Consider the following 14,568-nt stretch of genomic DNA (forward strand, 5'->3'; position numbering starts at 1 on the left):
CTCTAACCGTACATTGTTTCGTTGAAAGCTATGTGCAATAAATGAGTGTAAAAAGCTTGAAATAGTATGAAGTGTATATCTCACTCTACTATTTTCCATTATAACGGAAAAGAAGTGGAACTGTCTAAACTCTGTTGCTAACAATTTGCACATTTGGTATGCTTTTAGTGAAAAAGACGGCTTGAAACTGAGGTAATTTAAAGGAATTTGTTGCATGATTTGGCTGAATATAAATATTTTTATGAAGAAACGGGGAGTTTTCCATGAATGAAAGACAAGGTTTAATTATATACGTTCATCAATTAAAACATGCGAAGTCGTTAAGGAAGTATGGTCACGTAAATTTCATCTCCAGGAGATTAAAATACGTTGTAATTTATTGTAATCGGGACGAGATCGAAACATTGAAAAATAAAATACAACGCCTTCCATTTGTGAAAGACGTTGTGGAATCATACCGTCCATTTGTTAAAAATGAATTTGAAAATGCAAAGCCGGATAAGGCTAAAGAATACGATTATAAAATAGGTTTATAATTTTTCTTTTATTGCATAGGTGGTATGTATCGGTTTAATCTCAAAATACCAATTAAGTATTGATAATATTGATTTTTTTCCGAAAAAACAGATGAGTGTTTAATTTCAAGAATGTTTTCTTGCTGCTTAACATCTTGAATCGTTTGTTTAAATATCTCAATTCGCTTTGACAGTTTTTCCTCGTTATATGGAATCCCTTCGCGGCAAATGTATATTGGCATGAATTTGCTTTCACCTGATGGTTTAAACGCCACGGCTAGTGAAGCGACTGAATTGCCATCGTGAGTTGCGGTGAAAATAAATGCGTTATGGAATCGATGCTCATTTGTTTTGACTAGTTCGCAAAGCTCATATATATCGCCATAGCCTTGACCGAGTTCGATAAATTGTTGAATCATTTTTTTAGCACATCCTTTCTTTATAATAGTAACATGATGCAGGAGGTCAGGCACTTGAAAATTGCCGTTAGTATTTTTTCATTTTTAACGATACTAATCGGAACTATACTTTTTATGCAGTTCCAAGTTTATTCGGAGGAAGTGGATTCAGCTGAAAAAGGCTATCGTTATTCTCAGGAAATTGAAATTGTGTACCGAGACGAAAGCTTGGATATTCGTCAGCATTTTAAAAATTTACCGAATGAAGAATTGACGATTGAATGGCCGAAAGCTTCCATCAATCCTGATTGTTTTATAGAAAATGAACATAGCTGTGCTCGACTAAGTGAAGACTCCACGAAGTTTAAAGCTGGAGAAACGAGGGCACAATCGATTTCCTATGTCATTCCATTAAAGGATGGCTTACAGTCTCGTCAGCTTATGAAAAATGTCTTTGCTACATTAAAAAACGGTGATGTTCAGTTTTCTACGGTTCATATTTCCACAGAAAAAGATGTGAAAGGACAGTGGGTAACGGGTTTGCCGTTAATCGGTGAGCAAAATTTATCACTTGTCAACTATTCCATGTTCAGTGGGGAAGGCCCAGTGAAAGATCTGTTTTGGCAAGATGGAGACTTTGCGCTGCAAAATGAAATGGGTGCTGTCTCTATTTATTCAAGAACCCCATTGAAAGCTGCATTTTATGAAAAGCTTGAAAAAGTTAATTTTTTAAGCAATGAACATCTTGCCATCGTTAATGGAACAAATACAGATGGTATCGATGGGTTCCGTATGATTTTTGTACCAAATGTGACAGTGGCAAAGTTGCAACAAAATGTCCTGATTACACAACTGGAAGCAACCTATGATTTTGGTGACAGTCCGCATTGGCTGAAAGAATTACTGGCATCCTTTTTAACGGGTACTGTATTTGGCGGCGAGAAAACAAAAGAAGTCGCTGCAACAATTACTGGCCAATTAACGGACGGGCAACTGAAGGAGTGGCAAGAACGTTTACGGGCACTGGAAGGTAAAACAATCAGCGGAGAACTGCTCGACAAGGAGTTGTCTGAAGTATTGGATGCCTCTACGAAATATATTTCGATGAATGCACAATCAGAAAAGTCCTATCCGTTTCTATATAATGACCCGCGTCAACTATATGTCAATTCGGAAAAGCAGCCTGCCGTTCAAGTCGTCTTAAAAGATGGTGAAGTATTGTACGGGGCAGATATACTGCTGGAATCGATCGGTTATGATGTAAGTATAGGAAAACATGGGTATTATGTAGTAAGTGAAACACGTGAATTCAGATTTCCGAATGAACCGGGTTTTTATGTATTTAATCAGCGACGCTACGACACGGTATCTTTACCGGTTAAACAAGTAGCTGGCCAATATTTCATTGAGGAATCATGGTTACAGCGTTTGTTTATAGTTGAAATTGAAAAAACGGAGGACCGAATTAATATTTCGGCTCCTTAAAAATGTTAGATGATTTAGTAGGAAAGTTTGGTGGAAATCATGCGCGTTGTCGCAGGAGACAGAAAAGGGATGCCATTAAAGGCAATTGCGGGAAATACAACACGACCGACAACAGATAAAGTCAAGGAATCCATTTTTAATATGATCGGCCCATTCTTTAATGGCGGTTTGGCGGTTGATTTATTTGCAGGGAGCGGCGGGCTTGGTATCGAAACACTAAGTCGCGGGGCAGATCATGCGCTGTTTATCGAGAAAGATGCCCGTGCTTTCCAAGTGCTTCAGGAAAATATAAAAAAATGCCGTTATGAGGATGTATCTGAACTTTTCCGTACAGATGCGATGCGTGCGGTGAAAGCCTTATTAAAAAGAGATATTGTCATTGACTATTTATTTTTGGATCCGCCATATCACAAAAAAGAATATTATGACTTAGTCGAAACACTTGTTGAAGGCGGAAAGTTGGCCCAAGATGCCATCATTATGTGCGAACATTCTACAGAAGTTACATTGCCGGAAAACTACGGCCGCTTTCACCTAGTAAGACAAGAAGAATACGGCAGTACGATCATTTCTATTTATCGTCATGTAGAGGAAGAGGGAGAAATCGTTTGACAGAAAAAATCGCAGTAGTACCTGGAAGTTTTGATCCGATTACGAATGGTCATATTGACATCATTCGTCGGGCAGCCGATGTTTTTGACACAGTATATGTCGCAGTATTAAATAACTCATCAAAAAAACCACTATTTTCAATTGAAGAGCGTACAGCCTTAATCAAAGAAGTAACAAAAGATTTGCCGAATATTCGAATCGAAACTTCTTCGGGACTGCTGATCGATTATGCCCGTGAAAAGAAGGCGAAAGCCATTGTACGTGGCTTACGCGCCGTTTCCGACTTTGAATATGAAATGCAGATTACTTCGATGAACCGAGTGCTTGATGAAAATATCGAGACATTCTTCATCATGTCAAAAAATCAGTATTCATTTTTAAGTTCAAGCATCGTCAAAGAAGTAGCCAAATACGGCGGAAATGTAAGTGAACTCGTACCAGCCATCGTCGAACAGGCACTAAAAGAAAAATTCGCTAAATAAAAAAGAGCTTCTGTGTAAGGAAAAATCCTTACACAGAAGCTCTTTTTTCATAAAGGAAATCGCCGAAAGATAATAAAACCCCTCTCTTATAAAAACAGCAGGAAAAATAATATTGGGATGACGATACTGTAAACAATACGTATGAAAATATACGGACGAATTGCAATATTAGCAGAGCGGGCGATTACGATTACTTGCAGATGAATACTTAAACTTTGAGTCGTCAAGAATACAACTGTGAAAAAAATAAGCATGTCGCCATAGAGCTGCTGGTGGAGCAAATGTAATCCGTTCGTCACTTCAAGAAAGCTGGCAATTCCAATTTCTAAATAGGTAGGAATTGATTCGAAAACAACTTCGACACTATGTAGAAACACTTGGTAAATCGTCGTAAAAAAAATGATTGTTGTTGCAACAATTAATATTGTCGGAGCACTTTCCTTAATACTTGACGTAAAAGGTGTCGGATCTTTTGGTGCTTTATGCACTTCTTTTGAAAGCGGAGGGCAAATTAAATATACGGCAACCAATAAAATGAATGAAAAGCTATGTAGTAAAATTAAATATTGCCAGCTGAATGTTGTAGAATTTAATAAGTCGCTTCCGACAAAGCCGAATAAAAAAAGCGGACTTGGACAATGGCAAATACCGAGCAAATAGGCAGCCTGCTGCTTTGTGATTGAATTACGTTTCACGAGTTGCGTAATTGTGGCAGCACCTGTAGGGTACCCTCCGACGGCACTAATTCCGTAAGTTTGCAAAAAAACGATAAATGGCGCACTGTTGTAAGAATGCGTCAATTTTAAAAGCCATGTTGTTAACACTAAATACGGCAGTAAATAGGGGAATAAAGCTTCCATAAAAAGCGATACACCAATGTCTGCGCCTACATGTGTCATTTCCGGAAAGAATAATAATAAACTAATTAATGTGATGCATAAAAGGATTGTCCAAATATTCTTCATCCTTTTCAATATTTTGTCATTCGCTCGTTCAAATGCTACACTAATTGTATGCAATTGAAGATTAAATTAGTATTTCAACTAGCCGGAACATAATTTTAAAGGAACGAATTTTGACATTAAATCGTCTTTGTTATTTGATCACGGCTTACAAAAATTGGCCCTGATACAATTGCGCCAATGCGAAATTGATTAATTATAGAGGAGTTTAAATACATGGGGAATAAAGGGAAAATAGCATTCGGCCTGTTTTTAGTTATATTAATGGGTTTGTCTTTTTATAGGTTGGATTATTATATTACAAAACCGGGTGGTACATATAATGTAAGCGATTTTCTGGCGATTCAGAATGGGGATCCGGACGATGAAGGTTCTTTTTATATGACGACCGTTGCAATGGGGCAGGCAACCCCGTTAACTTATGCGATGGCAGCTGTCGCGGATTATTATGATATTGTAAAATTAACAGATGTGCGACAAGAAGAAGAGGATGACGAAGAATATAATGTTCGTCAATTGAAATATATGACGGACTCCCAGTTTAATGCAACGTATGTAGCGTTCAATCGAGCGGGGCTTGATTATCAGGTGACCTACAAAGGACTTTATGTATTGAATGTTCTAGCAGAAGGTGCTGCTGACGGGCATCTAAAGCCGGGAGATGAGATTGTGGAAGTGGATAATGAGCGTATTGATAGTTTGGAAACGTTCGTTACCATCATTACACCGAAAGTAAAGGGCGATAAAATTAATCTAGTGGTAAAACGGGATGGAAAGCTCATTGACGAAACGCTGGAGATTAAAGAAATACCAGGCTCTGAAGGGCGTTTTGGCATAGGTATCACCTATTCCGAAAGTAAATCAATCAAAACCGATCCAAAAGTGACTGTGAAAACAGAAGATATTGGCGGACCGTCTGCCGGGTTAATGTTTACATTAGAGCTGTTAAATCAGCTAATCGATGAAGATCTGACAAAAGGCTATGAAATTGCAGGTACCGGTGAAATGCTGGAGGATGGAACGGTAGGCCGAATTGGCGGTATTGAGAAAAAGGTTGTTTCTGCTGATAAAGAAGGTGTCGATATTTTCTTTGCCCCTGATGATGAAATAACAAAAGAAATGCTTGAGTATAACCCAAGCATTACTTCAAATTATGAAGTAGCAGCCCAAACAGCAAAAGCCATTAATTCCGACATAAAAGTTGTTCCTGTCAAAACGATTGATGATGCCTTAAATTATTTAGATCAACTAAAACCGAAAAATTAATAGCGAATAGGCGGAGTTTTATAATCTTCGTCTATTTTTTTATTTGAAAATTGCTGGATGCCTAATTGGTACATTTGGGTTGCGTGAAGATCGATGGCCAATATTGGATCACTGACAGCTGCAACCCGGCTGATGAGCGGCAATGAAAGGGACTTTTTAATACGTGAAATATATTGCTGCCCTGCTGATGTCATGCCCAATATCCGTATATATGTAGGGCTGGAATAAGCATGCAGCTGTTCTTTCGTGACTCCGGTATAAATATGTGTCAACATTCGCTGGAGTCTTGTCCATGTATAACGTTTCGATTTCATCGCATTCATAAATTCCACAAAGTTCGAACTTGATCTTGCATATTTAATAAGCGAGTTTTCAAGCCCTTCTGATACGTCTGCATACTGTTTCAACTGCTGTGGAGTATGTCTTAAAATAGCATACTGTAAAAGTGGCCAAAAGCTTTCCCAGCTTGCAAAACGCCCATGTTCTGCCTGCCAGTTTCCAAGCTGCTCAATACTTGCTTCGGGTAAATACTGTGTTACCTGTTCAAGCGACTGGCCGCTAAACAATGCCTGACGAATCCCGGTAGCACTGGCAATTTCACTGTCTGTGTCAATAGCATCATGATATCCCGCGGCAATTCGCTGAATGGTAGCAGGTCTCATAACTGTCTGAAGCTGCTCCATTGCTTCAACATAATGGAAACCTAATATATTATTTGGTTGCCCTAAATCAATGTATGCATTCGGGGAAAGTTGTTTAAGCTGTTCATATGCCGCAAAAAGAGCTTGCGGGTAGCTTTTGCCTTTCTGAATTGTTTCTTTAATGATGGCGTTATAGAGCGTCCGATTGCTTTCGATTAAGTGAAAAGTGTTTAGAAACGGCGTGATGCTTCCTTGTTCGCTCCCGAATGCCAATGTCGTGCACTGCATTGCTTCCAATAGTTGGACAGCACCAGAAGCAAAACCAGTTGCCTGAGCGGTACTGAAAATATAAGGAAGTTCGATTACAATGTCAACTTCGCTTGCGAGTGCCATCTTTGTCCGATGCCATTTGTCGACGAGTGCGGGCTCTCCTCGCTGTAAAAATTGACCGCTCATAACAGCAACCGCAACATCACTGTTCGTTGTGCGCTTTGCTTCATTTACGTGATGCAAATGACCATTGTGAAACGGATTATATTCAACAACTATACCGACTGCTTGCATAAACTTCCCCCTTACGCTAAAATAGTTTTTTGTTCGCATGAATACGTTCGAAATGAATGTATCGATGCAATATGTTAGAATTAATTTGATTATAAGCACGTTTTGTAATAGTGACAAGAAATTATCTTGACATCTTTTTTTATGGGCTATATAATAAACAGTGTTGTCTCGAGGTGATTAACGAATGAAATGGTCAATTCATCAATTATCAAAGTTTCGAAAAGACGGAATGCCGATTGATACAGTTGTTCAGTTGGATGAAGTAAAAAATCGTAACACCGATATACGTAACGTTTCACCCGTTCATGTAAAAGGGCTTTGTACTTTTGGTGCATCGCAAATGACTTGTCAATTAACGATTAGCACTACATTGACGCTTCCATGTGCACGCACGTGGGAAGATGTTGAATATCCTGTGAACATTGAAACGGTAGAAGTTTTCAGCTGGACCGATGAGAGAAATCGCGGGGATGTTGAGGGCGATATCCATTATGTTGATGGTGACGTTGTTGATATGAAACCAGTCCTGGAGGAATTAATTCTTCTGGAAGTACCGATGCAAGTATTCAAAGAGAATACCGAAGGACAAGTGCAGGGCGGTAAAGGCTGGGACTATTCAACGGATGAAGATGTAGAAAATGCTAAGGAAGTTGACGAACCAAAATTGGATCCAAGACTGGCTGCTTTAGCTAAGTATTTTGATCAAACAGATGAATAAATATCTGTAAGGAGGTGCCATCAATGGCTGTACCATTTAGAAGAACTTCTAAAACTGCAAAAAGAAAGCGTCGTACGCATTTCAAACTATCTGTACCTGGTATGGTAGCTTGCCCAAACTGTGGAGAAGCTAAACTATCTCACCGTGTTTGCAAAGCTTGCGGACAATACAAAGGTAAAGAAGTAGTAGCGAAATAATTCAGTATTTGCGCTATATAAAGACTAGTTAAGAGACCATGGCTCTTAACTAGTCTTTTTTCTGTTTTTGCATAGAAACATTGTCAAAACAATAGTGGTCAACTATTATTAGAATAGTTTGATATATCGAAATAATTACTAAAGGGGATGGGCAAATGGATTACTTAATTCAGAATGAAGACGGGATTCTAACATTTACAATTAATCGCGAGGAAAAACGAAATGCCATAAACTATGCGGTGATGGATGGATTAAAGGAAGTTATTACATACATAAAAGAACATAATGATGTGCGCTTTTTAGTTATTACAGGCGCTGGGGAAAAATCATTTTGCTCGGGCGGGGACTTGTCGGAATTTCATAGTTTGGAAACAGAAGAAGAAGCGTTTGGCATGCTGAGTAAAATGGGGCATATTTTATATGATTTAGCGACATTGCCAGTACCGACAATTGCCTTAATAAATGGAGCGGCTGTAGGAGGAGGTTGTGAAATAGCGACGGCTTGCGATTTCCGCCTCATTTCTTCTCATGCAAAAGCCGGCTTTATCCAAGGAACGCTGGCAATTACATCCGGGTGGGGTGGCGGTACTTATTTATTTGAGCGCGGCCTGCGCCATGATCGTGCATTAAAAATGCTGATCGATGCTAAGCCGTATGACGCGCAAACATTATATGAAATTGGTTGGGCAATGCGTGTGTATATTGAAGGGACGAAAGAGCAGGCTCTCGCAGATTTTATAGAGCACATGGCGAAAATCCACCCTTCTGTCCATCAGGCATATAAAGAAATTGAATTACGAAAGTGGCGTGAGCGCAATATGTATGAGCGTGTAATGGAAGAAATAAAACTATGCGCAAAACTGTGGGAATCCGAAGCGCACCACACTGCAGTACAGAACTTCCTCGAGAAGAAAAAGTAATTCGTTAACAGACTGCTTAAAGAATAATTTATAGGAAGTACGTTGATTGGAATGGAGGGGAGGGCAGCAGATTCATGCCTCAGTGGCACCGGCAACTGAGCAAAAGGAACAAAAGCCTCAACCCGCAATAGAAATCAACTTCCCCTAGTTACGATGAAAACTATTTTTATCGTAACTTTTTTTGTTTTTAAGTCTATTTTGTTCATCATGGCATATAGTAGTAAAAAATATGAGGTGGTGCAACTGTGGAGCAAAAAAGAAGGAAAGATCAATGGACAATTGCAGACGATGAAAAGTTAGCTGAAATTGTGATTCAAACAGTTCAAAACGGACGTACACAACTAGAAGCTTTTGAACAGGCAGCACAGGAGTTAAACCGGACGAAGCAAGCTTGCGGCTTCCGATGGAATAAAACATTGCGAGCACAGTATGGACAGGTTTTGAACAGTGTCAGAAAGCGTCCAAAACAATTAATGCGCAGTCACTTAAAGTTGGCGTTATCTAGTTTTGAAGAATTGACTGAAGCCTATAATGAACTGGAAATGAAGTATTCGGAATTACAATCAGAGTACGACAAAATTTCGAAGTGGCTACAACAAGGGGTAGCCTTAACGAAGGGGAAACCGAGTTAAAGAAAAACTAGTTATAAATAGAAATAAAATAATTTTTCGAGAAAATAATTGTAATTAATTTTAAGGCTACTTACAATAGAAGTAGAAACAAAGCGCGAGTAGCGCAAATATCTTCTAACAAGGGGGCCTTTCGCATGGCAGAAGTAAAAGCACAAATGGCAGGGACAGTATTTGAGGTAAGTGTTAAAGAAGGGGATAGTGTGACAAAAGGGCAGACACTCATCATTTTAGAATCGATGAAAATGGAAATCCCACATGAGGCAGAAACGGATGGGACAGTAGCAAAAATTACTGTTGCTGAAGGAGATTTTGTTGAAGAGAATGATATTTTAGTAGAATTAGCTTAAGTGATGGAGGGACGATAATGACACAGCCTACTTATAACGAACACTTACAGCAAAAAATAGAAAAAATATACGCAGGCGGGCAACCAAAATATCACGAAAAGTTAAAAGAAACGAATAAACTTTTTGTCCGGGATCGCTTGAAGCAATTGTTTGATGATGGGGTTTATGAGGAAGACGCCCGTTTTGCAAATTATGAGGCCGGAGATTTGCCTGCAGATGGTGTTGTAACAGCTATCGGGCAAGTTGACGGGCAAACCGTTTGTGTTATGGCTAATGATTCTACAATCAAAGCGGGATCATGGGGTTCGCGCACAGTTGAAAAAATAATCCGTATTCAAGAGACTGCGGAAAAAATGCAAGTACCAATGCTTTACTTAGTCGATTCTGCAGGGGCACGCATTACAGATCAGCTGGAAATGTTCCCTGGGCGACGCGGGGCAGGCCGTATTTTCCATAATCAAGTACGTATGAGTGGGATGATTCCTCAAATATGTATACTATTCGGTCCATCTGCTGCAGGGGGGGCCTATATTCCGGCCTTCTGTGACATTGTAATTATGGTGGACGGAAATGCTTCAATGTACTTAGGATCACCGAGAATGGCTGAAAAAGTAATCGGTGAAAAGGTTACGCTCGAAGAAATGGGCGGAGCACGCATGCACTGTACCGTTAGCGGATGTGGGGACGTATTGGCTGAAAACGAAGAACAGGCAATCCTTGAAGCGAGACGCTATATTAGTTATTTCCCTGCAAACTTTGCGGAATTCCCGCCAATTGATGAAACAAAGGCACCGAAAAGCGGGAGAACGCTGGAAGAGATTATTCCGGAAAATCAGAATGCGCCATTTGATATGTATGAATGTATCGAACAGCTGATTGATGAAGGCAGCTTCTTTGAAATTAAAAAGCTATTTGCTTCTGAACTGATTACAGGACTTGCCCGCATTGATGGGCAAGTTGTAGGGATTATTGCCAATCAGCCGAAAGTAAAAGGCGGCGTACTGTTTATCGATTCTGCCGACAAAGCAGCGAAGTTTATTACGCTTTGTGATGCGTTCTCCATCCCGCTATTATTTTTAGCGGATGTACCGGGCTTTATGATCGGTACAAAAGTGGAAAAGGCGGGCATTATCCGACATGGGGCAAAATTTATATCGGCGATGAGCTCGGCAACGGTACCGAAAATTTCGGTTATCGTTCGTAAAGCGTATGGAGCTGGCCTTTATGCGATGTGCGGCCCGGCATTCGAACCGGATGCAGTCATTGCGTTGCCGACTGCGCAAATTGCGGTAATGGGTCCGGAAGCAGCTGTAAATGCTGTTTATTCGAATAAGATCGAGGCGATTGAAGATCCGAAAGAGCGGATTCAATTTGTGAAACAAAAAATCGAGGAATACAAAGAAGAAATCGACTTATATAAACTGGCTTCCGAAATGGTAATTGATGATATTGTCATGCCAAATCAACTGCGACATACATTAATTCAACGTTTTAATTACTATAATTCGAAACAAATTGCTTTACCATATCGAAAACATCCGGTATATCCAGTATAATAAATTTAGCTAAAGGTCTGTCTTGAAGGCAGACCTTTTTAATTCGAAATAAATTTGAGGTATAATATAATGCGAATTGAAATCATTGGTGCAGGTGCAGTTGGTTTATTAGTAGCAAGTTATTTTGCTGAAAAGAATATGGATGTGTACATTGTCGGGAAACCTACGGGGGAAACGGTATGCATGGACATACAGATTGAAAGGACGAATGTAAATCAATCTGTTACTTCCGTCAATGTGAAATATATTTCGGCGCTTTCAAATAAAGCGAATTTAATCATTGTAGCTGTAAAATATGGACAACTTCATGAAGTGTATGCAAGTATGGAGCATGTAAAGGATTCTATTCCATTATTATTTTTACAGAATGGTTTAGCACATTATGAGGAAGCACTAGCATTAAGTAAAACGCATATTGCATTTAGCTCGATTCAATTCGGGGCACTTAAATTTTCGGAGCACCATGTCGCCCATAAAGGGGAAGGTATGATGAAAATTGCGGTGGCAAAAGGCGCTGGCAGTGAGTTCAGTTTTTTAAACTGCCTTTCATCGGCGGAGCTTCCGATAGTATTCGAACAGGATGCCGAAAAAATGCTAATGGAGAAAGCACTGTTGAATTGTTTTATCAATCCGTTAACCGCGATTCTGCAAGTGAAAAATGGACAGCTAATTACACAAAGCCATACATTGCAATTATTGAAAGATTTATACAACGAACTCATGACGGCATTTCCGCAATTTAAAGAAACATTCCATTTTAATCAGGTCATTGCACTTTGTGAAAAGACAGCGGAAAATACATCGTCTATGCTGGCTGATCGTCTTGCAAATCGCAAAACCGAGATTGATACAATAGCAGGTGCGATTTTGAAAAAAGCGGAGCAAAATGAGAAAAAATTGCCTGTTTTACAAACACTTTATTATTTAGTGAAAGCATTTGAAGAGAGCGGTGAACAAATGTGATATTATTTTTTCAATATTTGGTGGCAACAATTATTGTATGCCCGATTATTGCTTTTATCACTGTGCTGCTCATATGCCGTAAGCTTCGAATAAAAAAACATAAAGCGATTGGCTTGGCAGCGGATATTACAACATTTTTTATGTTTTTTTCGATACCGATTGCGTTACAAGGACTGTGGAATATTGGTATATTAATGCCGATGCTAATTGTTGTACTCGTAATCGCGATTGTTTTTACATATGTTGATTGGCGAACGAAAAAAGAAATTGAAGTAAAGTCATTACTGAAAAAAATTTGGCGCTTTTACTTTTTATTGTTCAGCATCACTTATTTTATAATTTGGATTGTTGGAATTACCCATTCAGTTATGATGTTTATGATGGTTGATTAGGTGGCTAAACTTTTCTTTTACTGTAAACTAGTATCCGGGAAAACATTAAGCTTTCAAGGCGGAAAATTAATACCCGTTAATGTGGGATAAAACAGTGATTAAGGTAATTTCAAAATTGAGTAAAGAGAAGTAGAGGAGAATTTTCATGGAGCTAGAACAAATAAATTCACCAGTAACGAATAAGCTATTAGCGGACTATTGGTCTGAGAATGCCGATATCCATTCGTTTTTTGAATATAAATATAATGAGGAAGCTTTTGGACAACGATTCGCATATTTAAAAAATCGAACATATCGTTCGGAAGAGCTTGCAAAAATTATTCGCAGTTATATGGAGCGGTATGGCATCTCGGAAAAGACGGCGCACCATTTAGAAGAACTTGAGCAAGGTGCAGTAGTCGTGGTGGGTGGTCAGCAAGCTGGTTTGCTGACGGGGCCTCTCTATTCTGTCCATAAAGCAATTTCGGTTATTCTACTGGCAGAACAACAACGAAAAATATTAAATGCACCGGTCGTACCAATGTTTTGGATTGCGGGTGAAGATCACGATATAGAAGAGATCAATCATACGTATTCAATGACAAATGGTGAAGTGAAAAAACGTGGTTACAGTGAACGTTCTAAGCTGAAGAAAATGGCTTCAACTACACAATTGAATAAAGAAGCACTACAACAGTTTATATTAAATGTATTTAAAGATTTTGGAGAAACAGAACATACAGCGGACTTATTGAATAGTGTTTTGAGTCATGCGGAAAATAGTGAAACTTTTACGGATTTCTTTACGTTGCTGATGAATGATTTATTTAAAAAGCATGGCTTATTAATGCTGGATGCTACATATGGGCCGTTTAGGAAGTATGAAAAAAGCTATTTTGTCCAATTGATCGAAAAGAACGAATCGATTGCAACGGGTGTTGTAGCGCAGGAAAGAAAGCTCGGCGAGAAAGGCTATGCAATGCCGATTGATGCATCAGAGCAAAATGCCAATTTATTTTACATTAAAGAAGGCGAGCGTTTTCTGTTGGAGCGCAGTGGCGGCCATTTTAAAAATGTGACAGCCCATGCCAATTTTTCGAAAGAGGAATTAGTAGCTATTGCGAATGAGTCTCCTGAATGTTTAAGTAATAATGTCGTTACCCGCCCATTAATGCAGGAAATGGCGCTTCCGGTACTGGCGTTTGTTGGCGGTCCTGGTGAACTGGCTTATTGGGCTACATTAAAACCTGCGTTTGATGAGCTGCAGCTGCAGATGCCGATATTTGCGCCAAGACTCAGCATAACGCTTGTTACACGTCAAGTTGATGCATTATTAGAACAAAAAGAGCTGACTGTAACGGATGTGCTAACAGGCAAAGTCGAAGAACATTTAGCTCAATTTGTGGAAAGTGTAAAAGATGAGCAAGTAACGCGCGCAATTGAGCAGATGCAAAAACAGATGGAAGAGCAGTATGAGCAACTGACGAGCTATCTGCAGCATGGCAACTATCATGTAGAAGATCTATTGGAGAAGAATAAAAATTACCATGAACGTCAATTCCAATATTTACGTTCGAAACTGGAGCAGCAAAATATAGAAAAGTATGAAGTCGCAATTCGCCAATATAAAACAATTCAGTCACTATTATATCCGAATGATAGCTACCAAGAGCGCTTGTACAATCCATATATGTTCCTAAATACCTATGGGGAAAAGCTGATTGATGATTTATTGGAGTTACCTATGAATATTTCCGTGAAACACCAACTTATTACCTTATAAGAAACAAGAGTTATCTCATATGCAGATAACTCTTTTTTGTGTCTTTTGGCACCGAACGTATGTGTGAGAATATGCTCATTTACGTAATTTCGTTTTATTGTTATGAGAAGCAAGGAATTTGGTGGTAGAAAGTGGGGGGATGTGGTACATTATTTA

The 14,568-nt window shown here is 39.1% G+C and carries 17 protein-coding genes; 14 read left to right on the plus strand and 3 right to left on the minus strand.

Annotation, left to right across the window (positions count from 1 at the left end):
* Positions 1 to 263 precede the first annotated feature (263 nt).
* A complete protein-coding gene (locus tag MHH37_RS04455; RefSeq protein WP_008403430.1) occupies positions 264 to 536 on the plus strand; it encodes a YlbG family protein in 273 nt (90 codons plus the stop codon).
* Positions 537 to 544: 8 nt separating this feature from the next.
* Here the strand turns inward: MHH37_RS04455 and MHH37_RS04460 are convergent, their stop codons facing one another.
* Positions 545 to 934, minus strand: a complete 390-nt coding sequence (locus tag MHH37_RS04460) for a hypothetical protein (RefSeq protein WP_008403429.1) — start codon at positions 932 to 934, stop codon at positions 545 to 547.
* 54 nt (positions 935 to 988) lie between these two features.
* On the opposite strand from MHH37_RS04460, the gene MHH37_RS04465 reads away from it, so the two are divergent.
* The 3 genes from MHH37_RS04465 to coaD are packed head-to-tail and all read left to right on the plus strand — an operon-like array spanning position 989 to position 3,492.
* A complete protein-coding gene (locus MHH37_RS04465; RefSeq protein WP_342575195.1) occupies positions 989 to 2,398 on the plus strand; it encodes an RNA polymerase II in 1,410 nt (469 codons plus the stop codon).
* A 39-nt stretch (positions 2,399 to 2,437) separates the two neighbouring features.
* The gene (rsmD, locus tag MHH37_RS04470; protein WP_008403427.1) at positions 2,438 to 3,010 is read left to right on the plus strand and encodes a 16S rRNA (guanine(966)-N(2))-methyltransferase RsmD; all 573 of its coding nucleotides are present in this window, start codon (positions 2,438 to 2,440) and stop codon (positions 3,008 to 3,010) included.
* Positions 3,007 to 3,492 carry a pantetheine-phosphate adenylyltransferase gene (gene coaD / locus MHH37_RS04475; RefSeq protein WP_008403425.1) on the plus strand — a complete coding sequence of 162 codons (486 nt, stop codon included), beginning with the start codon at positions 3,007 to 3,009 and terminating at the stop codon, positions 3,490 to 3,492. The genes rsmD and coaD overlap by 4 nt, the downstream gene beginning before the upstream one ends.
* Positions 3,493 to 3,578: 86 nt before the next feature.
* On the opposite strand, the gene MHH37_RS04480 is transcribed toward coaD, so the two are convergent.
* A complete protein-coding gene (locus MHH37_RS04480; RefSeq protein WP_008403423.1) occupies positions 3,579 to 4,457 on the minus strand; it encodes a hypothetical protein in 879 nt (292 codons plus the stop codon).
* 213 nt (positions 4,458 to 4,670) lie between these two features.
* Between MHH37_RS04480 and MHH37_RS04485 the strand changes: the two genes are divergently transcribed.
* Positions 4,671 to 5,720 (plus strand): SepM family pheromone-processing serine protease, encoded by a 1,050-nt coding sequence (locus MHH37_RS04485; protein WP_342575197.1) that lies wholly within the window; start codon positions 4,671 to 4,673, stop codon positions 5,718 to 5,720.
* On the opposite strand, the gene MHH37_RS04490 is transcribed toward MHH37_RS04485, so the two are convergent.
* Positions 5,717 to 6,925 (minus strand): nucleotidyltransferase, encoded by a 1,209-nt coding sequence (locus tag MHH37_RS04490; RefSeq protein WP_342575199.1) that lies wholly within the window; start codon positions 6,923 to 6,925, stop codon positions 5,717 to 5,719. The genes MHH37_RS04485 and MHH37_RS04490 overlap by 4 nt on opposite strands.
* A gap of 184 nt (positions 6,926 to 7,109) precedes the next feature.
* On the opposite strand from MHH37_RS04490, the gene MHH37_RS04495 reads away from it, so the two are divergent.
* The 9 genes from MHH37_RS04495 (at position 7,110) to bshC (ending at position 14,412) form a co-directional block, all read left to right on the plus strand.
* Entirely contained in the window at positions 7,110 to 7,643 is a 534-nt protein-coding gene (locus MHH37_RS04495; RefSeq protein WP_087615487.1) for a YceD family protein, read from the plus strand.
* A gap of 23 nt (positions 7,644 to 7,666) precedes the next feature.
* A complete protein-coding gene (rpmF, locus tag MHH37_RS04500) occupies positions 7,667 to 7,840 on the plus strand; it encodes a 50S ribosomal protein L32 (RefSeq protein WP_008403415.1) in 174 nt (57 codons plus the stop codon).
* 155 nt (positions 7,841 to 7,995) lie between these two features.
* The gene (locus MHH37_RS04505; protein ID WP_008403413.1) at positions 7,996 to 8,760 is read left to right on the plus strand and encodes an enoyl-CoA hydratase/isomerase family protein; all 765 of its coding nucleotides are present in this window, start codon (positions 7,996 to 7,998) and stop codon (positions 8,758 to 8,760) included.
* Between the two features lie 245 nt (positions 8,761 to 9,005).
* Entirely contained in the window at positions 9,006 to 9,392 is a 387-nt protein-coding gene (locus MHH37_RS04510) for a transcriptional regulator (RefSeq protein ID WP_008403412.1), read from the plus strand.
* Positions 9,393 to 9,526: 134 nt separating this feature from the next.
* The gene (locus MHH37_RS04515) at positions 9,527 to 9,739 is read left to right on the plus strand and encodes an acetyl-CoA carboxylase biotin carboxyl carrier protein subunit (protein WP_008403411.1); all 213 of its coding nucleotides are present in this window, start codon (positions 9,527 to 9,529) and stop codon (positions 9,737 to 9,739) included.
* Positions 9,740 to 9,756: 17 nt separating this feature from the next.
* Positions 9,757 to 11,295: an acyl-CoA carboxylase subunit beta gene (locus MHH37_RS04520; protein WP_014824549.1), complete on the plus strand. Its 1,539-nt coding sequence runs from the start codon at positions 9,757 to 9,759 to the stop codon at positions 11,293 to 11,295.
* A gap of 69 nt (positions 11,296 to 11,364) precedes the next feature.
* Positions 11,365 to 12,258, plus strand: a complete 894-nt coding sequence (locus MHH37_RS04525; RefSeq protein WP_342575205.1) for a 2-dehydropantoate 2-reductase — start codon at positions 11,365 to 11,367, stop codon at positions 12,256 to 12,258.
* A complete protein-coding gene (locus MHH37_RS04530; RefSeq protein WP_342575207.1) occupies positions 12,255 to 12,650 on the plus strand; it encodes a DUF3397 domain-containing protein in 396 nt (131 codons plus the stop codon). The genes MHH37_RS04525 and MHH37_RS04530 overlap by 4 nt, the downstream gene beginning before the upstream one ends.
* A 145-nt stretch (positions 12,651 to 12,795) precedes the next feature.
* Positions 12,796 to 14,412, plus strand: a complete 1,617-nt coding sequence (bshC, locus tag MHH37_RS04535) for a bacillithiol biosynthesis cysteine-adding enzyme BshC (protein WP_342575209.1) — start codon at positions 12,796 to 12,798, stop codon at positions 14,410 to 14,412.
* Positions 14,413 to 14,568: the final 156 nt, after the last annotated feature.

The organism is Solibacillus sp. FSL K6-1781, from assembly GCF_038630735.1.
In the GTDB taxonomy this organism is placed as follows: Bacteria; Bacillota; Bacilli; order Bacillales_A; family Planococcaceae; genus Solibacillus; species Solibacillus silvestris.